This window comes from Lentzea sp. NPDC036949 (assembly GCF_055608075.1).
Genome location: NZ_JBVJRA010000011.1, coordinates 1 through 23,774 on the forward strand (window position 1 = coordinate 1; position 23,774 = coordinate 23,774).

Annotated in this window: 21 protein-coding genes and 1 pseudogene; 15 read left to right on the forward strand and 7 right to left on the reverse strand. The window is 72.0% G+C overall.

The genetic code is table 11. The annotated features are described in order from the left end of the window. Positions 1-528: 528 nt before the first annotated feature. The 4 genes and pseudogenes from ACZ7CD_RS28040 (at position 529) to ACZ7CD_RS28055 (ending at position 4,399) form a co-directional block, all read left to right on the forward strand. Positions 529-813 carry a hypothetical protein gene (locus ACZ7CD_RS28040; protein ID WP_458433244.1) on the forward strand — a complete coding sequence of 95 codons (285 nt, stop codon included), beginning with the start codon at positions 529-531 and terminating at the stop codon, positions 811-813. Next, positions 720-1,561, forward strand: a pseudogene (locus tag ACZ7CD_RS28045) (tetratricopeptide repeat protein); the annotation flags it as partial. The gene ACZ7CD_RS28040 and the pseudogene ACZ7CD_RS28045, both read left to right, overlap by 94 nt. A gap of 166 nt (positions 1,562-1,727) precedes the next feature. Then, positions 1,728-3,983 carry an ATP-binding protein gene (locus ACZ7CD_RS28050; RefSeq protein WP_360387461.1) on the forward strand — a complete coding sequence of 752 codons (2,256 nt, stop codon included), beginning with the start codon at positions 1,728-1,730 and terminating at the stop codon, positions 3,981-3,983. A 152-nt stretch (positions 3,984-4,135) separates the two neighbouring features. Then, positions 4,136-4,399, forward strand: coding sequence for a hypothetical protein (locus ACZ7CD_RS28055; protein WP_470380056.1), 264 nt, complete (start codon positions 4,136-4,138; stop codon positions 4,397-4,399). A gap of 16 nt (positions 4,400-4,415) precedes the next feature. Here the strand turns inward: ACZ7CD_RS28055 and ACZ7CD_RS28060 are convergent, their stop codons facing one another. Beyond that, positions 4,416-4,727 (reverse strand): hypothetical protein, encoded by a 312-nt coding sequence (locus ACZ7CD_RS28060; RefSeq protein WP_470373373.1) that lies wholly within the window; start codon positions 4,725-4,727, stop codon positions 4,416-4,418. 208 nt (positions 4,728-4,935) lie between these two features. Between ACZ7CD_RS28060 and ACZ7CD_RS28065 the strand changes: the two genes are divergently transcribed. Then, positions 4,936-5,685 (forward strand): hypothetical protein, encoded by a 750-nt coding sequence (locus ACZ7CD_RS28065; protein ID WP_360387468.1) that lies wholly within the window; start codon positions 4,936-4,938, stop codon positions 5,683-5,685. 18 nt (positions 5,686-5,703) lie between these two features. Here the strand turns inward: ACZ7CD_RS28065 and ACZ7CD_RS28070 are convergent, their stop codons facing one another. Beyond that, positions 5,704-6,339, reverse strand: coding sequence for a DedA family protein (locus tag ACZ7CD_RS28070; protein ID WP_360387471.1), 636 nt, complete (start codon positions 6,337-6,339; stop codon positions 5,704-5,706). A gap of 162 nt (positions 6,340-6,501) precedes the next feature. Between ACZ7CD_RS28070 and ACZ7CD_RS28075 the strand changes: the two genes are divergently transcribed. From ACZ7CD_RS28075 to ACZ7CD_RS28085, 3 genes are all read left to right on the forward strand, one after another. Next, positions 6,502-6,969, forward strand: a complete 468-nt coding sequence (locus ACZ7CD_RS28075) for a redoxin domain-containing protein (protein ID WP_360387474.1) — start codon at positions 6,502-6,504, stop codon at positions 6,967-6,969. 91 nt (positions 6,970-7,060) lie between these two features. Beyond that, entirely contained in the window at positions 7,061-7,411 is a 351-nt protein-coding gene (locus ACZ7CD_RS28080) for a YciI family protein (RefSeq protein ID WP_360387477.1), read from the forward strand. Then, the gene (locus tag ACZ7CD_RS28085) at positions 7,408-8,625 is read left to right on the forward strand and encodes an RNA polymerase sigma factor (RefSeq protein ID WP_458433233.1); all 1,218 of its coding nucleotides are present in this window, start codon (positions 7,408-7,410) and stop codon (positions 8,623-8,625) included. Before ACZ7CD_RS28080 ends, ACZ7CD_RS28085 begins: the two co-directional genes overlap by 4 nt. Here the strand turns inward: ACZ7CD_RS28085 and ACZ7CD_RS28090 are convergent. Beyond that, entirely contained in the window at positions 8,533-9,081 is a 549-nt protein-coding gene (locus ACZ7CD_RS28090) for a copper resistance CopC family protein (protein ID WP_360387482.1), read from the reverse strand. The genes ACZ7CD_RS28085 and ACZ7CD_RS28090 overlap by 93 nt on opposite strands. Before the next feature lie 116 nt (positions 9,082-9,197). On the opposite strand from ACZ7CD_RS28090, the gene ACZ7CD_RS28095 reads away from it, so the two are divergent. Next, on the forward strand, positions 9,198-9,608 hold the full coding sequence (locus ACZ7CD_RS28095) for an ATP-binding protein (protein ID WP_360387485.1): 411 nt from the start codon (positions 9,198-9,200) through the stop codon (positions 9,606-9,608). Positions 9,609-9,690: 82 nt separating this feature from the next. Further along, positions 9,691-10,092: an ATP-binding protein gene (locus ACZ7CD_RS28100; RefSeq protein WP_360387488.1), complete on the forward strand. Its 402-nt coding sequence runs from the start codon at positions 9,691-9,693 to the stop codon at positions 10,090-10,092. Between the two features lie 6 nt (positions 10,093-10,098). On the opposite strand, the gene ACZ7CD_RS28105 is transcribed toward ACZ7CD_RS28100, so the two are convergent. The 3 genes from ACZ7CD_RS28105 to ACZ7CD_RS28115 are packed head-to-tail and all read right to left on the reverse strand — an operon-like array spanning position 10,099 to position 15,462. Continuing rightward, a complete protein-coding gene (locus ACZ7CD_RS28105; RefSeq protein WP_360387491.1) occupies positions 10,099-10,779 on the reverse strand; it encodes a GntR family transcriptional regulator in 681 nt (226 codons plus the stop codon). Between the two features lie 34 nt (positions 10,780-10,813). Then, positions 10,814-14,326 (reverse strand): BTAD domain-containing putative transcriptional regulator, encoded by a 3,513-nt coding sequence (locus ACZ7CD_RS28110; RefSeq protein ID WP_470380057.1) that lies wholly within the window; start codon positions 14,324-14,326, stop codon positions 10,814-10,816. Positions 14,327-14,349: 23 nt separating this feature from the next. Continuing rightward, positions 14,350-15,462 carry an alpha/beta hydrolase family protein gene (locus tag ACZ7CD_RS28115; RefSeq protein WP_470380058.1) on the reverse strand — a complete coding sequence of 371 codons (1,113 nt, stop codon included), beginning with the start codon at positions 15,460-15,462 and terminating at the stop codon, positions 14,350-14,352. A gap of 462 nt (positions 15,463-15,924) precedes the next feature. Between ACZ7CD_RS28115 and ACZ7CD_RS28120 the strand changes: the two genes are divergently transcribed. The 5 genes from ACZ7CD_RS28120 (at position 15,925) to ACZ7CD_RS28140 (ending at position 21,639) form a co-directional block, all read left to right on the forward strand. Continuing rightward, complete coding sequence (locus ACZ7CD_RS28120; protein WP_360387498.1) at positions 15,925-16,746, forward strand: ABC transporter permease; 822 nt, start codon at positions 15,925-15,927, stop codon at positions 16,744-16,746. 3 nt (positions 16,747-16,749) lie between these two features. Continuing rightward, the gene (locus tag ACZ7CD_RS28125) at positions 16,750-17,751 is read left to right on the forward strand and encodes an ABC transporter substrate-binding protein (RefSeq protein WP_360387501.1); all 1,002 of its coding nucleotides are present in this window, start codon (positions 16,750-16,752) and stop codon (positions 17,749-17,751) included. Next, the gene (locus ACZ7CD_RS28130) at positions 17,748-18,539 is read left to right on the forward strand and encodes an ABC transporter ATP-binding protein (protein WP_360387504.1); all 792 of its coding nucleotides are present in this window, start codon (positions 17,748-17,750) and stop codon (positions 18,537-18,539) included. Before ACZ7CD_RS28125 ends, ACZ7CD_RS28130 begins: the two co-directional genes overlap by 4 nt. A 119-nt stretch (positions 18,540-18,658) precedes the next feature. After that, entirely contained in the window at positions 18,659-20,713 is a 2,055-nt protein-coding gene (locus tag ACZ7CD_RS28135) for a PQQ-dependent sugar dehydrogenase (protein ID WP_360387507.1), read from the forward strand. Beyond that, complete coding sequence (locus tag ACZ7CD_RS28140) at positions 20,713-21,639, forward strand: LamG-like jellyroll fold domain-containing protein (protein ID WP_470380059.1); 927 nt, start codon at positions 20,713-20,715, stop codon at positions 21,637-21,639. The genes ACZ7CD_RS28135 and ACZ7CD_RS28140 overlap by 1 nt, the downstream gene beginning before the upstream one ends. A 49-nt stretch (positions 21,640-21,688) precedes the next feature. On the opposite strand, the gene ACZ7CD_RS28145 is transcribed toward ACZ7CD_RS28140, so the two are convergent. Beyond that, on the reverse strand, positions 21,689-23,758 hold the full coding sequence (locus tag ACZ7CD_RS28145; RefSeq protein ID WP_360387512.1) for a hypothetical protein: 2,070 nt from the start codon (positions 23,756-23,758) through the stop codon (positions 21,689-21,691). Positions 23,759-23,774: the final 16 nt, after the last annotated feature.

Here is a 23,774-nt window from a genome sequence, read left to right on the forward strand (position 1 = left end):
ACGATCGCCTGGTACCACGGCATGAAACGCCTGCGCATCCGCCGGGAACGCCGCGACGACATCCACGAAGCCTTCCTCGGCCTCGCTACCTGCATTATCTGCTACCGCCACGTCCAACGATTCTGTTAGGACCTCTAAGTCGGCCCAGACCTGACGACGTCCGCGAAGACGCGCGCTTGACCGGACGTGCTCGAACTTGACACCAACGGATTCCGCTACCCGGTATGCCATCAGTGGCAGCTGCCGACTCGCTGACGCGACCGCCGATTCCGGCAACTAAGTCTGGACAACGCACTGCCCGACCGTCCGCACCTACTTGGCGAGCCGCACCTCTGAGGCCTGATCCACTGTCAAGTTCAAGCGGACAGGACAGAACTGTCCTGTCCGGGCGAAGACGGCGGTGTTCGGACCTGGTCAGCGGAGGTGGTGGCGGAGTTGGGAAGTACATGGCGGGTGCGTTCGAGGGGGGTGCTCGCCCGTCCGGGTGGTGCCGTCCCGGTATCCCAGACCGGACGGGATGATCGTCCAATGGCGTCGTGGGTCTTCCAGGTGGTGGTGCCGGGGTGGGGCATGACGGTCCGGGACCAACACGAAGACGACATCGGCGAGGCAGGCCCGCCGGGTGAGCAGCCACCCGTCGTCGAGGTGCGGAACACGGTGGTCGCGACCTCGGTTTCGAGCGCAGGGCAGGCCCACACGGTTACCGGCGGCGTCCACCACCTCACCCTGCTGTTCCGGGGCAGCCGATGCCGCGGCAGTTGCCCGCCGTTCCCTCGGGGTTCGTCGGACGCGCCGCCGAGCTTGACCAACTGACCGCGGCCCTGGCCCCCTCGGCAGAGGTGTTGGTGGTGTCGGCGATCGGCGGGGCCGGGGGCATCGGCAAGACCTGGCTCGCGCTGGCGTGGGCATATCGGCACCTGGAGCGGTTTCCCGACGGGCAGCTGTTCGTCGACCTGCACGGCTTCAGCCCCGCCGGCGAGCCGATGCAGCCGGCGGTGGCGGTGCGCGGGTTCCTCGACGCCCTGGACGTCGACCCGAACCGCATCCCCACCGACCTCCACGCCCAAGCCGCGCTCTACCGCAGTCTGGTGGCCAGGCGGCGGATGCTCACCGTGCTGGGCAACGCCGCCACCAGAGACCAGGTCACCCCCTGTTGCCCGGCTCGCCGACCTGCACCGTGCTGGTCACCGGCCGCCAGAAGCTGGCCTCGCTGATCGACCGGCACGGTGCCCGCCACCTGCCCCTCGGTGCCCTGACCCACGAGGAGGCCCGCGGCCTGCTGGCCGCCCGCCCGGGCGCCGACCGCGTCGTCGCCGAACCCGAGGCGGTGGACGAGCTGATCGGGCTGTGCGGGGCCACCCGCTGGCGTTGTCGATCACCGCGCGCACCGCCGGGCCCACCGTGCTGTCCTGGTCCCTGCGCTGGCTCACCGAACGGGCTGGAGAACGCCTCGCTGCTGCAACGGCGGCCGGGCGGCCGCTACGCCATGCACGACCTGATCCGCCGCTACGCCAGGGACACCGCCCACACCACCCTGCCCGAGCACGTGCGGGAAGCGGCTCCAGAAGCCGCGTGGAGCCCGGATCCGGGTGGGCCGGTGGAACACGGCGTGATCCGACGGGTGGGCGTTGATCGATTCAACGCCCACCCGCCGCCTCGGCAACGAAGTGGTCGCTCCACGGCGAGCGCGCTTGCCACCGGCGGAGGTCGGGGGTGCACTGTCACGCATGAGCGAACCGCACGGTCCGCAGTCGAAATCCACCTTCGGTCAGACGCTCCTGCGCCACCGGACGGCAGCCGGACTGTCGCAAGCGGCGCTGGCCCTGGCTTCGGGCATGAGCGTTCGGGCACTGAGGGACCTGGAGCACGGAAGGGCGGCCGCCGCGCAGGAGCGTTCGACCGAACTGCTGGCGGACGCCCTCGGACTGACCGGTGACGAGCGGGTGTCCTTCGTGGTGCTGGCGACGCAGAAGCGCCGTCGCTCCGCGCACGGGGAGAACAGGGCGATGCTGTACGCGTTGCCCGTCACGCCGAACGTGGTGGGCAGAGAGGACGAGCTCCGCAGCCTGTCCACGATGGCCGATGCGGGCGGCGTCGTGGTGATCGCCGGCCCGCCGGGCGTGGGCAAGACCACGTTGGCGGTCGCGGCCGCGGACTACCTGATGTCCCGGTTCTCGGACGGCACCCTTGCCCTGGACCTGCGTGGCGTCGGCAACCAGCCGATGAGCTCCAGCGTCGCTCTTGAACGCGTGCTGACGTCGCTGGGGGTGCCGCCGGGCCGCATACCCCCGACGCAAGGCGAACGCAGCTCGCTCTTCCACACCTTGTTGCGGGATCGAAGCGTGCTGCTGATCCTGGACAACGCGATGGACGAAGCTCAGGTCAAGCCGTTGCTGGCCAGCGGCGAGCACAGTTTGACCATCGTGACCTGCCGTCGTGCCCTGGCGGGCCTGGAGTCGGCGCACCGGCTGCCGATCGACATGCTGACCACGGCGAACGCGGTGGACCTGCTCGCGTCGATCGTGGGCGATGACGTGGTCCGATCCGAACCGGAGGCAGCGGATGAGCTCGTCTCCCTCTGCGGGAACCTGCCGCTGGCCGTGCGGATCGTGGGCAACCGACTGGCCACCCGGCGGTTCTCGTCGATCGCCTACCTGGTCGGACAGATGCGGGACCAGCGGAAGAGGCTGAACTCGTTGTCGGTGGGCGATCTGCACGTGCGGGCGGCTTTCGCGACGTCGCTCCAGTGGCTGGGAGAAGGTGAGCGCTCCGCTTTCCGGCGTCTCGCCATCATTCCCGGCGCTCACTTCGACGACGACCTCGCCGCGGTCGCGACCGGCACACCGGCGGACGAGATCGGCGCGGTGCTGGACTCGCTGGTCGAGATGTCGCTGATCAACGTCATCGGCGATCCCGTTCGACTTCAGTTCCACGACCTGGTCCGGCTGTTCGCGTACGAGTGCTGGCTCGACGAGGAACCGGAGGAGGAGCGAGACCGGCTCCGCGACGAGCTGTACGCCCATGTCCTCAGCCTGGGCACCGCCGCCGGCCGGCTCTTCCTCCCGACCGTGCGGGAGATCTCGGAAGACTGTCCGTTCCGGTCGCAGCGGGAGGCGGAGGACTGGCTGGAGGAGAACGTCACGACGTGGTCCGAAGTGTGCAGGGAAGCCGTGCAGCTGGGCTGGCACGAACAGGTGTACGACTTCGTCTGGTCGTTGCACACCTACATGCCCGGCCGGGAGTACGGGTACGGCTGGAACAAGATCTTCGAGTGCGGACTCCAGGCGGCGCAAGCGCTCCGGGACCGCGTCAAAGAAGCCGAGATGCTCGCACTGATGGGCTGGACGCTGCACGCGTCCGCCGGTGAAAGCGACCGCGCGCTCAACGTGCTCCACGAAGCACTGGCTCTCTCCCGGGAGATCGACCACCGGAGGATGGTCCTGGCGTCGCATTCAGCACTGGGGCTCACCTCGGCAGCGCTGGGGCGGCCGGCCGAAGCCGTCGAACACAGCAGACAGGCCTACCTGGTGTCGAAGGACCTCGGTTTCTTCGAGGAGCGCCTGTGGGCGACGCTGTCGTTCGGCACGTCGCTTCTGGCGGCGGGTGAGTTCCAGGAGGCTCTGGAGCTGCACAGCGCGTTGCTCGTCGAAACGAGGGATCGCAGTGATCAGACGAACCACGGCCTCGTGTCGAAGATGGAAGCGCACCTGCTCGCGCTGACGGGTGACTCCTTCGCCGGGCTGAACCGCTGGGAAGAGGCGGCGGAGTCCTACCGCGCGGCGCGGTCACAGCCGGGCATCGACCAGGCCCGCTACCGGAGTGAGGCAGAACTGGCGCTCAGCGAGGGCGTCGCGTGGCGCAACGTGGGCGACGTCGACCGCGCACGCAGGTGCTTGACGTTTGCCCACGCCCGGTTGGACGGACCGGTCAACCAGTCGATGCGAGAACGCGTCGAAGCGGAGTTGGCGCTCCTGCCCGAGTGACCTCGACGCGCGGCTCACACCGCGGCGCGGCGGAGGCCGCCGATCGGTTCGTCACCTGGCGCGCACATCCTGGTCCCTCGAAACGGAGTCCCTGGGAAGACGGGTGCCGGGGCCCGTCCTCAAGGCTGGTTGCTCTGACGTGCTTTGACCTTGTGTCGTGGCGTGATCTGCCGGAGCGGTACGGGCCGTGGAAGACGGTGTGCAACCGGTTCTGGCGGTGCTTGCGCAACGGCATCCTGACGATGCCGGTGTCGAAGGTGCGGGTGATCGCGGAGGCGGTCGACGAGCTGGACCGGGAGGTCTCGGTCGGCTCCAGCATCGTGCGCGCCCATCAGCACACGGCCGGTGCCCGCCGCCGCACGCCTGCGCGCACAGGGGGCGAGCGGGTCGTGTGGCGGGCAGACCGAACCAGATGATCATGCTATCGGCCGGTCACGCGGCGGCCCGTCGACCAAGATCCACCACGCCCTCACCCTGCGCCGCCGCCTCGGCGACGCCTGCGAGGTCGCGAACACCCTCGACCACGTGGGCCAGCCCCACACCGTCCTCGGCCGGTAGGGGCAGGCCCGCACGGTGTGGCGGGAGGCACTGGAGCTGTACCGGGACCAAGGCCGTCACGCCGACGCCGACCGCGTCCGACAACAGCTCGACGACCTCGACACCCACGATGCCGCTCCGCCGTCCCAGAGCGCCGAAACCGCCAACCAGGTCCGGACAACGGCAGGGATGGATGTCCAGGTCCACCTGGCGGGCTGCAGGTCGGCGAGCTGATGCTCCGCCAGGTTCGTGCGGATCGGCCGGCGAACCCGGCCGAGACCCCGGCCCGTGTCCTGTTCGACGCCGGTTCTGGACAGTTTCCCGGGAACCCGCAGGTCGCCCTCCAGTGCCGCACCGGTTCCGGCCGCGCCGGTGTGAGACTGCCCGCGAACGTGACGAGGTGAAGGAGTTCGGCGTGTCCGCTGACGTCCCGGAAGGACCGGTTCCCGACCCCGGCGAGCGGGGCAACCCGGTGCTCGGCCTGCTCGACAAGGCCATCGGCCTGCAGGCACCGCTGGTGCGCAAGAACATCGCCAGGGCCCGCCAGCGAAACCCGGAGGCCACCCCGGCGGAGGTGGTCCGCACCCTGGAACGGATGTACGTCAGCGCCCTCGCCGGAACCGGTGCCGCGGTCGGGGGTGCCGCCGCCGCTCCCGCCGTGGGGACCGGGGTCGCGATCGCGCTGTCGGCGGGGGAGGCGTTCTCGTCGCTGGAGCTGAGCGCCCTGTTCGTGCTCTCCGTCGCGGAGGTGCACGGGGTGCGCGTCGAGGAGGTCGAACGGCGCCGGACGCTCGTGCTGGGGGTCCTGCTCGGCGAGTCCGGGTCGAAGACGATCGGCAAGGTCGCCGAGCGCACCGGTCAGCACTGGGCGCGCCAGCTCGTCGGCAAGGTGCCGGCGGCGACGCTGCTGCGGATCAACAAGGTGCTGGGCAAGAACTTCGTCACCAAGTACGGCACGAAGCAGGGGATCATCGTGCTCGGCCGGGCGGCGCCGTTCGGCATCGGCGCGGTGATCGGCGGCGGTGCCAACGCCGCCGTCGCCGCACTGGCCGTGCGAGCCGCGCGGCGGGCCTTCGGGCCGGCGCCCGAGGCGTGGCCGGAGGGGGAGGACGGAACGGAGGTCCTGGAGGGCACCGTGGTCGAACCGGACGCGGAGACCGGGTGAGCGCCGTCCGGGGACGGCTCAGGCGGAGGTGACCTCTTCCGCGGGCTCCTCCGCGGCACGGGCCAGGCGGCGCTTGATCACGACGGTGCCCACCACGCCGGCCACCACGGCAATGGCCAGGCCCGCGTACGAGAAGCCCTTCAGCCACTTCTCGGCCACCACGCCGAGGTAGTACACGGCCGCCGTGGTGCCGCCGGCCCAGACGACGCCGCCGAGGGCGTTGGCGACGAGGAACTTCCCGTAGGGCATGTGCATGGAACCGGCCAGCGGGCCGGCGAGAATGCGCAGCAGTGCCACGAAACGACCGAAGAACACCGCCCAGGCACCGCGTTTGTGGAACACGCGGCGGGCGTGGGTGAGCTGTGCCTCGCCGAAGTGCTTGGGGAACTTGCGGCCCATCCACGCGAACAGGCGCGGACCGCCGCGACGGCCGATGAGGTAGCCGAAGTTGTCGCCGATGATGGCGCCCGCGCTCGCCCACACGCCGATCCACAGGGGGCTCAGCTCGTCGTGCTGCGAGGCCAGCAGGGACGCGGTGACCAGCACGATCTCGCCGGGGAGCGGGATGCCGAGCGACTCGAAGCCGATCACGAGGCCCACGATGGCGTACACGAGCAGAGGAGGGATGGCTTCGAGCCACTGTTCGACCGGCACCTCGCAACTCTATCCCCGGTGCCGGAACGGGGCTGCCTCCGCGACATCGCCGCAATCGGCATCTGAGCTGTTCGTCCGTTTCAACATTCGCCGCTTTCCGTGCGGCCTGCCGCTGAACCGCAGGAGGTGCGAGGCCGTAGGCCCAGGCAGGAGGTGAGGACCGTGCGCGTCCTTGGGGTCCTGCTCGCGGTGCTGGTGCTCGCGGGCTGCGCGCAGCCGCCGCCCGCGCCGGAGAAGTTCCAGTTCACGGCCACGACGCTGGAGGGCGCCGAGTTCCGCGGCGACAAGCTCGTCGGGAACCCCGCGGTGCTGTGGTTCTGGACGCCGTGGTGCCCGTCCTGCAACGCCGAGGCGCCGACCGTCGCGAAGGTCGCGGGCAAGCACCACGAGGTGCAGTTCGTCGGTGTCGCGGCCGAGGACCGGCTCGACGCGATGAAGGAGTTCGTGTCCGGCCACCGGCTCGACGGGTTCCCGCACCTCGCCGACCTCGACGGGGCGGTGTGGAAGCGGTTCGGGGTGACCGCGCAGCCCACCTTCGCGTTCGTCCGCGGTGACGGGTCCGTCGAGCTCCTCATCGGCGCGCCCACCGAGGAGCAGCTCGACGAGCGCGTCGCGGCCCTCACGCCGTGACCACCCCGTCCGGGGCGTCGAGCGGGGATCATGGGCTCACCCTGTCGAATCGGGCCGCCCGCGTTCGTGTGGAGGGCGAGAGGAGTCCACCATGACGCAGCAGTACCTGCTCAGCATCTACCAGCCCGACGGTGAGGTCCCGCCCCCCGAGGTGCTTCAGCCGATCATGCGGGACCTCGGCGCGCTCAACGAGGAGATGAAGGCGCGCGGGGCGTGGGTGTTCGCCGCCGGCCTGCACCCGCCGACGACCGCGACCGTGCTGCGGGCGAAGGACGGTGACGTGCTGCTGACCGACGGGCCGTTCGCCGAGGGCAGGGAGCACATCGGCGGGTTCACCGTCATCAGGGCCGCCGACCTGGACGAGGCGCTGGAGTGGGGGCGCCGGCTCGCCACCGTGCTGAGCCCGCTGGCGGTCGAGGTGCGGCCCGTCGCGTCCGGATGATCGAGGAGGTCTTCCGCGCGGAGTACGGCCGCGCCGTGTCCGTCCTGACCCGGTTCCTCGGCGACCTCGACCTCGCTGAGGAGGCGGTGCAGGACGCCTTCGCGACGGCCGCCGCGCGCTGGCCGGTCGACGGCGTGCCGCCCGCACCGGCCGGCTGGATCATCACCACGGCCCGCAACCGCGCCGTCGACCGGCTGCGCCGCGAGGCCAAGGGCCGGGAGAAGCAGTCGGCGCTGGTGCCGCGCGAACCGGAGGTGGAGGACGTGGGTGCCGTGCCCGACGACCGGTTGCGGCTGATCTTCACCTGCTGCCACCCGTCGCTCGCCCTGCCGGCGCGGGTGGCGCTGACGCTGAAGCTGCTCGGCGGGTTGTCGACCGGTGAGATCGCCAGGGCGTTCCTGGTGCCGGAAACCACGATGGCGCAGCGGATCGTGCGCGCGAAGGGCAAGATCCGCGCCGCCCGCATCCCCTACCGGGTGCCGCGCGACGCCGACCTGCCCGAACGGCTCGCGGCCGTGCTCGCCGTCCTCTACCTCGTCTTCACCGAGGGGTACCTCGGCGAAGGAGCGCTGGCCGACGAGGCGGTCCGGCTCTGCCGGGTGCTGGCTTCGCTGATGCCGGACGAGCCGGAGGCGCAGGGCCTGCTCGCGTTGATGCTGCTGGTCCGGTCACGGCGCGCGGCCAGGCTGGCGGACGGCAGGCTGGTGCTGCTGGCCGACCAGGACCGGTCCCGCTGGGACGCGGACATGGTCAACGAGGGGCAGGACCTCGTGCGCCGGTGCCTGCGCCGGAACCGGCCGGGCCCGTACCAGGTCCAGGCCGCCATCAACGCCGTGCACAGCGACCCGCCGACCGACTGGACCCAGGTCGTGGCCCTCTACGACCAGCTGATGGCACTCGCACCGAGCCCGGTGGTGGCGCTGAACCGCGCGGTGGCGGTCGCCGAGGTCGCCGGCCCGGCGGAAGGGCTGCGGCTGGTCGACGAGCTGGGGCTGGAGCGGTACCACCTGTTCCACGCGGTGCGCGCGGACCTGCTCGGCCGCCTGGGCGCCGACCCGCGTCCCGCGCTGGAGGCCGCGCTCGACCTGGCCGTGCACCCGGCCGAACGCGACCTCCTGCGCTCACGCCTGCTTGCGGCGGCGGACCAGCAGGAGCGCGCCGACCACCACGACCAGCCCGAGCACGACCCACACCCAGGCGGGCAGCCCGTCTGAGCCCTGCTCGGCCGAGGCCGCCGGGGGAGCGGTCGACGCCGCCGCGGCCGACGTGGTGGTCGTGACCGGTGCCGAGGTCGTGACCGCGACGACGTTCAACGTGAACGCGACCGTGCCCCGGACGACGTCGCCGTCGTCGGCCTGCGCCGCCCACGTGAGGGTGTGCGCCCCGGACTTCGCCGCGGCCGGGTCGACCGTCGCGGTGATGGTGCTGCCGACCGCGGCCGCCCGCGTGACCGGCCACGTTGCGCCGTCCGGTCCGGTGATGACGACCGCGTCGCCCTCCGGCAGGCTCACGGTGTCGCTGAAGACGAGCTCCACCTGCTTGGGCGCGGCGTCGAGCGTGGCGCCCGCCGCCGGGGTGCTGCTCTTGAGTTCGGCGTGGGCCGACGCGGGTCCGGCGGTGCCCGTCGCGGCGAGCAGGACCAGCACGAACGCGATGAGGTAACGGATCACGTGCGCAGAGTAGTGGTGGGAACGGTCCCGGCGGCACCCTCGAAGATCGGGTGCAAGTCACTGGTTTGGTCGCCGATGCACTTGGGTAACCCGCGCAGAACTGATCAACGTGACCCTTGGGGAGCGGTTTGGCGCACGACCAGGCAGCACGAGCGGACGACGTGTCGCACCTGCCGCTGGGCAGGCAGCGGCCCTCGCTCGCGACCGTTCGGCGCTGGGTGCGGCTGGAGCTCATGGGCGAGGACCAGAACTGCGTCGGTGACGTGCTGCTGGTCGTGAACGAGCTGGTGAGCAACGCCTACCGGTACACCTCCGAGCCGTCGTTCCTGCGGGTCGTCCTCTCACCGGGCAAGATCCGGGTCGAGATCACCCACGACGCGCAGGCCCGGCCGCCGTTGCGGAAGGTCAGCCGGCCGCAGCGGGGCTACGGCCTGGTGCTGGTGGCCCGGTTGTCCGACCGGTGGGGTGTGGACAGGGCGCACGGCGGCACCGTCGTGTGGGCCGACCTCCCGAGGGAAGAGAAGTGAGTTCGGTTCGGTGGGTTTCGATCGTCGCGCCTTTGGGTACGGATCCCGCTGCCTTGAAGCAACAGGGCGCGGGGAGAGGCTGATGGGTGTCATCGGACGGTCCAGCGAGCACGTGGACCTCGTCCTGCCGGAGGGGATGATGCCGCTCGCCGACGTGCGCGCGCAGGTCCGTCGCCTCCTTCTGGGGATGCATGAGAACGTGGTGGTCGACGTGATGGTCGTGGCCACCGAGCTCGTCAGCAACGCCTACCACCACGCAGCGCCACCGCGCCGGGTCCGGGTCATGTCCCTGCCCGAGCGCGAGGTCGTGCGGGTGGAGGTCGAGGACGGCACGCCCGGCCGCTTCCCGCAGCTGGGGCGGATGGGGTTCCTCGGGCGGCGGCAACGCGGTTTGTTGCTGGTCAACGGGCTGGCGCAGGTGTGGGGGCACAACCGGTTCCCCGAGTTCAAGACGGTGTGGGCGGACATCACGACCGTGCGCTGACGAGGGTCACGCCGTCGACCTGCGCACCACGTGGTCGGTGCGCGGCAGGTGCATCGTCAGGTGCGCCCGGTCGCTGCGCAGCACCACCCAGGACCGTTCGACGGCGCGGCCGTGGACGTCGTGCGCCATCCACGCGACCGACAGCAGCGGTGTCGCCGGCCGCACGCCGAGCAGACCGGCGACGCGCGGGGTCGCGAGAGCGGTCGTGCACCACGGGTGCAGGTCGCCGAACCGGACGCGGTAGTGGTCGGCGAGGAACCGCCGCAGCGGCACCTCGTGGTCGTAGCGCTCGGCGAGACCGGGGTACTGGGAGGCGCGCAGGAACGTCGACCGCACCCCGATCGGCTCGTCCCCGCGCACCAGCACCGCCTCGACGTTGACCACGTCCTGCGCGCCGATCGTGCGCACCGCCACCGACTCGCGCGCCGCCAGGTCGTTGACCAGCGCGTCGAGGCTCACCCGGTGCAACGGCCTGCGCGGCGCCACCTCCGTGCCCTGCCGGCCGGCCCTGCGGATGAGCCGGCCCTCCAGCACCAGTTCGTCCAGCGCCTTGCGGATCGTGGTGCGCGACATGCCGTAGAGCTCCGCCAGCTCGCGCTCCGGCGGGAACGGTGTGCCGTCCGGCAGCTCGGCGAGCAGGTCGACCAACTGGGTCTTGGCCTGGTAGTAGCGCGGCGTGAAGGGCACACCCGGACGCTATTTCCGTGCGATAACCAGCGGCTCATCGCAGTTCGCGGACGTCGGGCACCGAGCCGATCCGCTCGTACTCGCGCACCGCCGCGGCCCGGTCGCCGCGCAGGAACGCCTCCGCCGCGTCCCGCCACCGCGACCACGAGACCCCGGCGAGGCTTTCCGGCCCGTGCCCGGTGGCGGCCAGCACGAGCGGCAGACCGGCGCCGATGGGCCCGGTGATCTGGTGGCCGGGCAGCACGGTGAGCAGCTCGTCCACCCACTCGCCGGCGGGCCGGCCGTCGAGCAGCGCGAGCCGTGCGGCCAGCACGAGCGGGTGCTGCAGCTCGCCGGGGTGGTTCTTGCGGCGGGCCAGGTCGAGCGCGTGGGCGGCGTCGGCGCGGGCACCGGGCAGGTCGCCGGTCAGCAACCGGATTCGCGCGCGGATCGCGTGGTAGAACGGCTCAGTCGGCCCGGCCGCGATCGACTCGCCGAGGTTCGCGAGCGCCGCCTCGTGGTCGCCGTCCCAGAACAGCTCGACGTACCGCGACGACTCCAGCCAGGCCAGGGTGTGCCGGTCGCCGTGGCGCAACGCCGCCGCCCGTGCCTCCGCGCGCACGGCACGTCGTGCGCGCGCATCGCCGAGCATCGCGTACGCGGTGCCCATGGTGAACAGGCACAGGCTCGCGGAGACACCGGCCGCCTGCCGTTCGGCCACGGCCTGGCGCATGTCGTCGATCCCCGCCGCGTCCCCCTTCTTCACCCGCGACAACCCCAGCGTCTCCCACGCGATGGCGCGCTCGGTGCCGGTGGCCCCGGTCAACGCCGCCCGTGCCGCGGTGATCGCCTCGTCGGTGCGGCCCACCAGCGTGAGCGCGTGCGCGGCCTGGGCCAGCACGGCGCACACCCGTTCACCGGGCTCAGCCGCGGCCAGGAGCTCCAGCGCCCGGTCCAGGTGCCGCACGGCCTCGCGGTGCTCGCCGCGGTTCCAGCACGCCTGCCACGCCGCCCTGGACGCGTCCGCGGCACCGGCGAGGTCGCCGGCGGCCACGTGCAGCTCGACCGCCTCGGCGAGCTCCGCCGTGCCGGCGCCGTCCCCGGACAGGCTGGTTCCCAGCAACGTCAGCAGTTCCGCGCGGTCGCCGTGGCCCGGCGGGCAGACGGCGAGCGCGGCCTCGAAGCACCGCGTCGCCGTGGCGCGGGCCGCGAGCGCCGCCGCCTTGCGACCGGTCTCGGTCAACGCCTCCCGCGCGTGCCGGCCGAGGATGTCGCACGGCCGCCCGGAGGCCTCGGCCAGCCACACCGCCTCCTGGAAGTGGTGCGCCAGCAGCGGAACGTGCTCCAGCGGCAGTGCGCGCACCCACTCCGCGGCGCGGTAGTGCTTCATCGCCTTGGACCCGCGCGGCACCCGGTCGTAGGCGACGTCGCGCACCAGCACGTGGCTGAACGCGTACTCGGCCTCGCCCACGACGTTGCTGACCGGCAGCCGGTGCAGGAAATCCCGCTGCCGCAACACCTCCAGCGACCGCGTGACCTCCTCTGCAGCGCGTTCGGCGACCGCGGCGACAGCGCCCGGCCACACCGTCGCACCGAGCACCGCCGCGTCCTGCAGCACGACCTTCTCCAACGGCGGCAACGAGTCCAGCCGCGCGCCGATCACCGTCTGCACCGTGTCCGGCAACGCGTCCCCGGCGCCGTCGCGCAGCATCCGCACGTACTCCCCGGCGAACAGCGGGTTGCCCGCCGACCGGTGCAGCAGCTCGTCCAGGTCCGCCGTCACGTCGTGCCGGGTCATCAGCACCTTCAGCAGCAGCGTGGTGTCCTCTTCGGACAGTGGGGCCAGCGTCGTGACGCCGCCCCAGGACGGGCGACGGGCCAGCAGCTCCGGCCGGGCCGTCACGAGCACCAGCAGCGGCACGTCGTCGGCGGTGTCGGCCAGGCCGTGCAGGAAGTCCAGCAGCAGGTCGTCGGCCCGGTGCGCGTCCTCCACGACCACCACGAGCGGGTCGGCCGCGAGCTGTTCGACCAGCCTGCGCCACGCCATCAGCACATCGCTGCCCTGCGGGCCGACACCGAGCAACGCCGACAGTTGCGCGACGAGCCACGGTTCGGAGCTGATCGCCCTGATCTTCGCGGTGACCGCCGCCCCCGAGTCGGTGTCGTAGACGCCGGCGTGGGCGCGCAGGACCTCCGCGAGCGGTGCCAGCGGGTCGTTGTGGCTGACCGGCGGCGTGCGGCCGGTCAGCGCGGGGCGCCCCGCCGTGAACTCGCGCACCAGCCGCGACTTGCCCGCACCGGGTTCGCCGACCAGCGTCACGAGCCGGGGCCGCCGGGTCCGCGTCACCTCGTCGAACGCCTCGCACAACCGCGCGAGCTCGGCCGACCGCCCGACGAACGGCGCGTCGTCGCCCGCGGGGGTGAGCGCCCGGTCGGTGGCGGGACAGGTCCGCACCTCGCCCGCCGCGGCCAGGGCGACCAGCCGGAGCCCCGCGTCGAGCAACGTGCCGCTGACCTCCAGCCGGTCGCCCGACGTCACCAGCGCGGGACCGGTGCACACGGCAGCGGCCGCGGGGTGGCGTCCGACGACCTCGAACGCCGCGCGCACCGCCCGTGCCGCGTCGTCCTCACTCCCGGCGGGTGCGCCGAAGGTGGCGCAGAGGGTCGACCCGAGCGTCGTCACCACGACCCCGCCGAGGGCCTCGACCAGGTCGCGGACGTCGGCGCCGCGGACCTCCAGCTGTTCGTCGGCCGCCTCGTCGGTGCCGAGCTCCAGCCGGGTCACCAGGACGCTGACCTTCTTGCGCTCCAGCACGACCGGCGCCGGGGCCGGGATCAGCGCGAGCGCCGGGTCCTGCGTGAGGACCGCCTGCTCCAGCGCCACCAGGTCGGGTCCCGGGTCGATGCCGAGCTCCGCGGCGAACCGGTCGCGGGCCCGGCGGAACACGGCGAGCGCGTCGGCCTGGCGGCCGGAGCGGTAGAGGGCCAGCATCAGCAGGCCGTGCACCCGTTCCCGCAGCGGGTGGTCGCGCACCAGCGCCTCGAGCTCCGCGACCACCTCGCGGTGCCGCCCGCACGCGATCTCCGCGTCGATCCGGTCCTCCACCGCGACCTCGCGCAGCTGGGCGATCTCCACCAGCGCGGGCCAGGTGACGCCGTCCGCCACCAGGTCGGCGAGCACCGGCCCGCGCCACAGCGCCAGCGCGTCGCGCAGCAGCGTCGCAGCGCGTTCCGGTGTCGCGGCGGTGGCGGCGCCGCCCAGCAGGGCGCGGAACCGGTGCAGGTCGACGCGGTCCGGTTCCGCGCGCAGCAGGTAGCCGGGCTTGCGGGTGACGAGGTCCAGGCCCGCCTTGCGCAACGCCGACACGGCGTTCAGCACGATCCCGCGCGCCGTCGGCGGGGGGTCGTCCGGCCACAGCGCCCCGGTCAGCTCGCTGACCGACACGACCCGGCCGACGTTGAGCAGCAGGAAGCCGAGCACCGCCCGGCGGGTGAACCCGCCCAGCGGAAGCTCCCTGCCGTCGACGCGGACCAGCAGTGGTCCGAGGACGGCGAACTCGACAGCCATTGGACCAGACCATACCGCCGCCGTCAGCCCACGAGGCGGACTCCCGGGTGGCGCACGCGGTCGAACAGCGTGGTGGCGCGGTGTTTCAGGTGCAGGTCGAAGAACGCGGCCACGTGGTCGCGCTGCGCCTTCAGCGAGTCCCGGGGATCGATCGTGCCGATCAGGTCGGCCCTGCGCTCCGCCGTGACCGCCCCGACCTGCGGAACCGCCCACTGCAGGTCGCTGAACCCGAGGTGCGCGCCGTCGTCGAGGTGCACGTCCCGCTTCCAGCCGCGCTGGTTCGGCCAGAAGTCCGCCCACGACCGGGTCAGGCTCGTGTCGACGTGCGAGAGCTCGCGCTCGCGCAGGTCACCGCCGAAGAGCAGGAACGGCCGGTCGACGCCCCTCGTGACGATCTCGCCCGGCGCGTACGGGCCCGACCCGCTGTGCTCCATGGCGCCGTCGATGTTGATGCCCGCGTCGAACCTGCGGTCGCGCACCATCGTCTCGCCGGCCGTGTAGCCGCCGTAGGAGTGCCCGGCGATCCCGACCCGGCCGAGGTCCGCGCCCCGGTGCAGGCCGGGCAGCCGGCTGAGCACGAACCGCATGTCCGCGACCCGTGCGTCGATCGCCTTCCTCATGGTCTCCGGCCGGGCGTCACCGACCTCGCTCGGCACCAGGCGGCCGTCCGGGAACTCGACGACCAGCGACTCGTGCGTGTGCGAGACCGTGACGACGACGTACCCGCGGCTGGCCAGGTCCTCCGCGGCACCCGCGTAGAACTCGCGCGGCGACTGCAGTCCCGGCGAGAACAGCACCACCGGGAACCGGCCGGGGAGCGCGGGCGCCCGCGTCCTGGCCTGCCGCAGCGTGCCGGCCCAGTCGACCGTGCACGCCGGGACGTCGAGGTAGCCGGGGCTGGAGAGCACCGGGTCGGCCGCCGCGGCGACGGCGGGGGACAGGAACGGCGCCCGCTCGCCCTTCGCGCGGGCCGGGTAGGTGACCGTGACCATGAGCTCCCTGCGCTGGTCCGGGTGCCACGGATCAGCGCGGGTGTCGGTGAGGTGGGCGTCGAACACGCCCACCGGGAACGGGCCGGTGACCTGCGGTGTCACCAGGGTCGATGCGGCCAGGACGGCCGCGAGCAGCAGTTGCACAGTTGATCTACCCCCTTCGAGCGGCAGCCTTGCAGCCGCCCGCTGAGAGGGCGCTGAGACATCTGTCGGGACCTCGTGGCCGCCGTGCTCCGGCGGCCGGTGGCAACGGGCCGCACCGGCACGGGCGGTGGCGGCGTCGGCCGAGGTGCTGCTGACGGACGAACCGTTGTCCAACTTGGACGCACGACTGCGGCTGGAAGCCAGGACGTTCCTCAAGAAGCTGCACCGCGAACGGATCGCCGTGATGGACCGTCTCCGGTGTGGTGTCCGCGCTACGACAGGGAGACCGGCCTGCTGCGCCAGGACGCCGGCCGCCGATGCGCGCACCACCGGCTCGTTCGGCGCCCAGACCGGCTGCCGTGTCCGGCCAGCGGGTCGCTCAGCTTCGTCGAACCTCCACCTTGACCGGTCCGCGAACCGGCCATAGCGTACTGGAAAGCGCTTTCCGAGCTAGGAGGCCTCGTGGACACGGTTTCGGCGGACCGCAGGCGGGGTGGGGTGGTCGAGCGGGCCTGGCGCCCGGTCGCGCTCATCGCGGCCTTCGTGCTCCTCTGGCAGCTCGTCACCGCCGCGGAACTGGTCGAGCCCTACCTCGTGCCTTCACCGGGCAGAACGGCCGAGGTGCTGGTCGACAGGTGGTCCTACCTGTGGCCGCACACGCTGACCACGACCTGGGAGACGCTCGCCGGCTTCGTCATCGCCGCGGTCGTCGGCGTGCTGGTCGCCGTGGCGATGGTGTACTCGCGGACCGTCGAGAACACGGTCTACCCGGTGCTGCTGTTCGCGCAGGTCATCCCGAAGATCGCGATCGCGCCGCTGTTCGTGGTGTGGCTCGGTTTCGGCTTCGGGCCCAAGGTGGTCGTGGCCGTGCTGATGGCGTTCTTCCCGGTGGTGATCTCGATGGTCACCGGCCTGAAGTCCGTCGACACCGAGATGCTGGAGCTCGCCGCGACCATGGGCGGCGGGCCGCTCAAGACGTTCGCGAAGATCCGCTTCCCGGCGGCGCTGCCGCACCTGTTCGCCGGGCTGAAGGTCGCGATCACGCTCGCCGTCACCGGCGCGGTGGTCGGCGAGTTCGTCGGCGCCAACGAGGGTCTCGGCTACGTGATCCTGCAGGCCAACGGCAACATGGACACCCCGATGCTCTTCGCGGGGCTGATCGTGATGTCGGTCGTCGGCGTGCTGCTGTTCGCCCTGCTCGACCTCGCCGAGAGGCTGGTGCTGCCGTGGCACGCCAGCCGGCGCGGTTCCACCGTCACCACAACCCTTCTCGCGAAAGGCTGACCGATGAGGAAAGTGCTCGCAGGCCTACTTCCCGCGGTGCTGCTGGTGGCCGGCTGCGGCGGTGGCGGCGACTCCGCCGCCGGTGGTGGCGCGGAGGAGGTCACGCTGACCCTCAACTGGTACCCCTACGGCGAGCACGCGCCGTTCTACTACGGGCTCCAGCAGGGGATCTTCGAGAAGCACGGCATCAAGCTGAAGATCCAGGCGGGCCAGGGATCCGGCAAGACCGTGCAGGCCACCGGCGCCGGGCAGACCGACTTCGGCTGGGCGGACACCTCGGCGCTCGCCACCGCCGTCGAGAACGGCGTGCCGGCCAGGAGCATCGGCGTGTACCTGCAGACCACGCCCGCCTCGGTGCAGTTCTTCACGGAGAAGAACATCAGCGGGCCGGCCGACCTCAGGGGCAGGTCCGTCGCGACGACCGCCGGTGACGCGCTGACCAAGACGTTCCCCGCGTTCCTCCAGCGGAACGGCATGCAGGAGTCCGACGTCTCCATCCAGAACATCGACCCCGCTGGCAAGATGGCCGCGGTCATCTCCGGCCGCACCGACGTGCTGCTCGGGTTCGCCTCCGACCAGGGTCCGACGATCAGGGAGAAGGCCGGCAAGGACGTGTCCTACCTGCGGTTCTCCGACTTCGGCCTGAACTACTTCAGCAACGGCCTGATCACGTCGAAGTCGGTGCTGGCCAAGGATTCCGACCTGGTGCGCAGGATGGTCCAGGCCACCCAGGAGGCGTGGACCGCCGCGGAGAAGGACCCGCAGGCCGCCGCCGACTCGATGAAGGGCGCCGCCGAGCAGCTGCCGTCGCCGACGGTCGTGCTGGAGCAGTTCAAGACCACGCTGACGTTGCTGCACACCGACGCCACGAAGGGCAAGGCTCCGGGCGTCAACACCGCGGAGGACTGGAAGAAGACCATCGACACCTTCCAGCAGACCGGCATCATCGGCAAGGCGTCGGAACCCTCGGCGTACTGGGAGGAAAGCGTGGCACCGAAGGGATGAGCACCACCTTGAACGCCACGAGCGCCATCGCGATCAACGCCGTGTCCGTGCGCTTCCGCTCGAAGCGCGCGGAGACCACCGCGGTCGACCAGGTCTCGCTCGACGTGGCACCGGGCGAGTTCGTGTCCATCGCCGGCCCGTCCGGCTGCGGCAAGTCGACGCTGCTGAAGCTCGTCTCGGGGCTGCTGCGGCCGTCGTCGGGCTCGGTGCGGCTGCTGGGGGAGGAGGTGCGCGGGCCCCGGCACGACATCGGGTTCGTGTTCCAGCGGGCCGCGCTGCTGGAGTGGCGGTCCGCGCGCAGGAACATCCTGTTGCAGGCCGAGATGCGCGGCATGGGTTCGGCGCAGGCCGGTCGCCGGGCCGACGAGCTGATCGAGATGACCGGTCTCACCGGCTTCGAGAACGCCCTCCCGCACGAGCTGTCCGGCGGCATGCAGCAGCGCGTGGCGTTGTGCCGCGCTCTGCTGCACCAGCCGCGCGTGCTGCTGATGGACGAACCGTTCGGTGCGCTGGACGCGTTGACCCGCGAGCAGATGAACGTGGAGCTGCACCGGGTGTGGCGCGAGACCGGCACGACGGTGCTGCTGGTGACGCACTCGATCGCCGAGGCGGTGTACCTGGCGAACCGGGTGGTCGTGCTGACGCGGCGGCCCGCGCTGGTGCGGGAGGTGGTCGAGGTCGGCCTGCCCGCCGAACGGGACTACGCGGCCACGATGGCCCGGCCGGAGTTCGCATCGGCGACAGCGCACATCCGGGAGCTGCTGGGAGCTGTGACGGGACACGACTGAACCGAGCCGGTCCGAAGGAGGGTTGTACCGGCATTATTAGCTGGGTACATTCCGGAGGCACTGCTTGGAAAGCGCTTTCCGCGCCGTGCTGGCACGGCCTGGCCCACAGGGTGGTGGGGATGTACCGACGCTTGTTCCGGCTGGCCGCACCGATGATCCTGCTGTCATCGCTCCTCGTCCCGACCGCGTCCGCCCAGGACGCCCCGATCGCCGACCCGCTGCCGACGCCCGGCCAGTCCGGGATCGGCCTGGAGCTCACCGAGGTCGCGCGGCTGCCCGCGTCGCAACCGGTGCCGCCGCCGACGGACTCGCGGTTGCAGCGCTACAACCGGATCAACTACCTCGGCGAGGTGCCGGACGGGTCCGGCCGGTTGTTCGTGCCGGACATGAACGGCACGCTGTACCTGCTCGACGGCGGCACCCGGCACGCCTACCTGGACCTGGCCGCCGCGGTCGGACCCGACTTCCACAACCACCGCGGCCTGGGCAGCGGGTTCGGGTTCGCCGCGTTCCACCCGGACTTCCGGCGCACCGGCAGGTTCTTCACCGTGCACACCGAGACCGGGTCCGCGCTCACCGGCAAGAAGCCCGACCTGCCGTCCTCCGGCGAGACGCAGGTCCACGGCGTGGTCACCGAGTGGACCGCGGCGGACCCGAGCGCCGACGTCTTCTCCGGCACCCGCCGCGAGGTCCTGCGGGTCGGCTACGCCTCGTTCATCCACGGCTTCCAGGAGATCGGCTTCAACCCGACCGCACGCCCGCGGGACGAGGACTTCGGGTTGCTCTACCTGGCCTCCGGTGACGGCGGGATCGGCTTCACCACGGCGGTGCCGCAGGACCTCTCGCTGCCGCAGGGCAAGATCCTGCGCATCGACCCCGCCGGCACCGACGGCGCGAACGGCCGCTACGGCATCCCGCGCTCGAACCCGTTCGTGGGCAAGGCGGGCGCGCTGGGCGAGATCTACGCCTACGGCATGCGCGACCCGTACCGCTTCAGCTGGGACGCGGGCGGCACGCACAAGATGTTCATGGGCCACATCGGCGAAAAAGCCGTCGACGCCGTCTACGAGGTCCGCAAGGGCGCGAACCTCGGCTGGAGCGAACGCGAGGCGCAGTGGGTGTTCCGCCGCGGCGACCCGTCGTGCGGCGTGTTCCCGCTGCCCGCTGACGACGCGCGGTTCGGCTACACCTACCCGGTCACCGGGTTCGACCACAACCGGTCCTCCACCACGCGCCCGTGCGCGGACAGCGGCAACGCGTTGATGGGCGGGTTCGTCTACCGCGGCGCGAAGATCCCCTCGTTGCGCGGCAAGTACGTCTACGGCGAAGGCGTGAAGGGCCTGCTGTTCACCGCCGACGAACGCGCGTTGAGCGCAGGGCGGCCGTTCGCCGAGTCGCGCGAGCTGGCGGTGTACTCCGGCGGGCAGCGGACCACGTTGCAGGCGCTGGCCGGTGACCCCCGCGTCGACCTGCGGTTCGGGCAGGACGCGGCCGGTGAGCTGTACGTGCTGGCCAAGGCGAACGGCAAGGTCTGGAAGGTGACCGGCGCGCGCACGTTCGCCGCCTGCTCCACCGGCCACGACCTCGTCGCCGGCGCCACCTCGGAGCACTCGTGGGCACCGGTGACGCCGTCGCTGTGGCAGTTCCCCGGCCGCGAGGTCGTGCTGGCGCAGGCCGGCACGGCGCGACCCGGTCCGCGGCGGCCGTTCGAGTACGCGGTGCTGAGCAGGGGACCGGAGTTCGGCTCGGTGCAGGTCGACGCCTCCGTGCGGCTGGACACGCCGGTGGCGGAGCCGAACCGGGACGTGATCATCGTGTTCGGGTACCGCTCGGACACGGAGTTCTACTACGCACACCTGTCGTCGGACAACAGGACCTACCCGCACAACGGGATCTTCGTGGTGAACAACGCCGACCGGGTGCGCCTGGACCACCAGTGGGACGCCGTGCGTTCGGTCGGCGCGGCCCCGGCGGTCACCGACACGGCGTGGCACCGCGTCCGCGTCCGGCACTGCGCCGGCTCGGGGGAGATCGCGGTGTACCTGGACGGGTCGCGGTACCCGCTGATGACCGCTGTGGACCGGACGTTCACGTCCGGCCGGGTCGGGTTCGGCTCCTTCGACAACGTCGGCCGGCTGCGCGACCTCCTGGTGCGCGGTCAGGGGGTGCGGTGATGCGGCTGCTCACCCTGGTGGTGGCGGCGGTGTTCGCGGCCGGTCTCGCCGCACCCGCCTCGTCCGCTGCGCCGTCCGTGCTGCCCGCGCTGGCGCCGAACCTGGTGGCGCACTACGACTTCGAGCACCCGGTACCTGGGAACGCTGCCCTGGAACAGGACCGCGGCCGTTCGGGCACCGCGCTGTCGCTGGTCAACGGCGGCGCGGACATGCGGGTGCGCGACGGGGCGTACCGCGGCTCGCGCACCTCGGTGCAGCTCAAGCAGGTCAACCCCGCGACCGCCGGCAACGACGACTGGAAGGCAGGCCTCTACAGCGCGTCCGGCGTGCCGTCGCTGCGGGCGTTCAACGGCGCCCGCGAGGCGTCGATCCTGGGCTGGGTGAAGATGACGGGCCAGAACCCGGCCCCGAACTCGAACACCCCCGACCCGGACGACCTCTACGACGCCATCGGTCTCGCCGGTGTGCTGTCCGGTGACTCGAACGGCCACGCGGTGCGCGCGTTGCTGGAGCTCATCAGCGTGGACGGCTCCCTGAAGCTGGTCGCACTGGCCCGCCGGCTCGACGGCGGTGCCTCGCAGACGTTCGCGGCGTCGGCGGACTGGCGGGAGCTGCTGCCCGTGGGCGAATGGGTGTTCCTGGCGGCGACGTTCGACTTCGACACCGGCGAGATGGCGTTGTACCGCAACGGGAAGTCGCTGGCCGGTCGGTACGTGACGGCCGGCGACCCGTGGCGGCTGGAGGGCGAACCCGAACCGGACGTCGCGTCGGCCACCGACCCGCGCGGCCTCAAGGTCGGCGGCAGCTACCCGCAGAACGACCGGGAGGGCAACGCCTGCGCCTGCCGGATGGACGGCCTGATGTTCCTGGACCGGGCCGCGCGACCGGGGGAGGTGGCCCTGCAGCACCGCCGAATGGTGCGCTAGGGCCTGTGTCGAGGCCCGGCTGTCGTGAACACGGACCTCGACACAGGCCTTAAGCCTCCAGCAGGGCGGTGGCCGCCACGAACGCGGCCGCCGCCATCGGCCCGTCACCGGCCGCCAGCACGCGGTACTCCCGGACCGCGGCCGGCTGGTCGCCGAGCAGCTGGTAGCACTGTGCGACCAGGAACCGGGTCTCGTCGGCGGCCTGCTCCCAGCTCGCGTCCTCGGTCTTGAGGTGGTCGAGCCACGCCACGGCCTTGAGCCCGGCGTCGACGGCGTCCTCGTAGCGGCGTGCGGCGTAGTTCGCGTGCGTCAGGTGGAACCACTGCTCGACGGTGGCGTTGTTGCGGCGCTGGGCCTGTCCCACGGCCTCGTTGAGGTCGTCGACGGCGAGCTCCGGCATGCCGGCGTTGATCGTGCGCAGCGCCCGCAGGTAGCTCAGGTGGCCGGCGACGCGGGGGTGCTCCGGTGCCGTGCGCGTGATGTCCTCCGGCAGCAGGTACAGCGCCTCCAGGGCCTTCTCCGGCACGTCGTTGCGCACGAACGTCTCGTAGGCCTCCACCGGCGGCTGGCCGGTGAGCTGTGCTTCGAGGGCCTGCAGCGTGCCCAGGGCGAGCGGGTCGTGGGCGTGGCGCTTGCCCCGCTCGACGGCGGCCAGCGCCTGTTCGTGCTCGTTCTGGCCCGCCAGCACGTACGCGAGCCAGTACTCGCCCCACGCCTGGCCGTCGCCCACCTCGTGGAGCCGCTCGACGGCGTCCCTCACCGCGGCGACCCCGCCCTCGACGTCGCCCTCGTGCACGACCCACAGGCCGATCCAGCAGCGGGTGAGCTCCGCGCGCCGGTGGTCGCCGTGCTCCTCGTACGTGCGGGCGGCCCGGCGCAGGACCGTGCCGGTCTCGGGGCTCTGGAAGAACTTCGCGGTGAGCTCGTCGCGCTGGGCGCGCAGCGGTTCCGGCAGGTCGTCGCCCACCAGGGACAGGCACACGCGCGCCTCGTCGGGTTCGCAGCGCAGGTCGTGCAGCTCGGAGCGGCGCAGCAGCTCGGCGTCGCTCAGCCGCGGCGGTGGCGCGGGGAGCGGCGGGCGGCTGGTGGGGTACAGCGGCAGGAAGTCGACGAGCTGCTCTGCTTCGAGCTTGCGCCGGACGCGGTCGCCGCACGCCGTGGTGGCGTTGCGGCGGTCGAACCGCGCGGCCAGGTCCTGCGCGAGCGCGCGCAGGCGGCGTTCGGTGTCCATCCAGCCGAGCTGGCGGGTGAGCAGGGTGGCGGAGGCGGCGTACTCCATTGTGGCCAGTGGGCGTTTGCGCTCGCCCAGCTCCTCCACCGGTCCGAGCCAGATCGTGCCCTCGCTCAGGTTGCCGGTGAGCGCGCAGAACTGCGCCATCCCGCCGTGGTCCTCCAACCGCGAGTACTCGCCGGACATCCCGCGCGTGAGCCGCCGGAACGTGAGCGCCGCGTCCTCCCACCGGCCCGCACGGGCCAGCGGTAACAGCACCAGGTGCCGCACCCGCGTCGTCAGCTCGTCGGACACCCCTGGCTCGCGCAGGAACGGCTCAGCCAGCCGCAGCGCCTGCTCCTCGTCACCCAGCGCCAGCAGGTGGTCGATCCGGTGGGCGTCGAGCCACGGGTCCTCCGGTGCGGTCGCCGCGACCTGCCGCGCGAACGCCTCCCGCGCCCACGCCAGGTCGCCGACGTGCACCGCGATCCCGTGGTGCGCCCGGTAGACGTCGCCCAGCGGCAGGTCCCGCTGCCGGAACCGGTGCTCCAGGTCCGCCGCGCTCGCGTGGATCTCCGACAGCGCCCGCTCCGGGAAGTCCACCATGGCCTCGACCAGCCACGCGTACCACTCCAGCAGCTCGGCCTCGTCGTCGCGCTCGAACCGCCACGGCCGGTGCTCGTGCTCCTGCAGGCACTCCTCCAGCAGCGGGTACACGAGGTCCCAGCGCCCGTCCGTCTGGTGCGCGGCCGCCAACTCCCTGCGCGCCAGGAAGGTCACGCGCGGTGCGTCCGCGGCGTCCGCGCGCCGCACGACCTCCTCCAACGCCGCCGTGCGCTCGTCGCCGTGGTCACGGGCGACGACCTCGTTCAGGTCCACCCACAGCTCACGGCCCCCTGGAGTGATCACACCGCGAGCTTAGCCA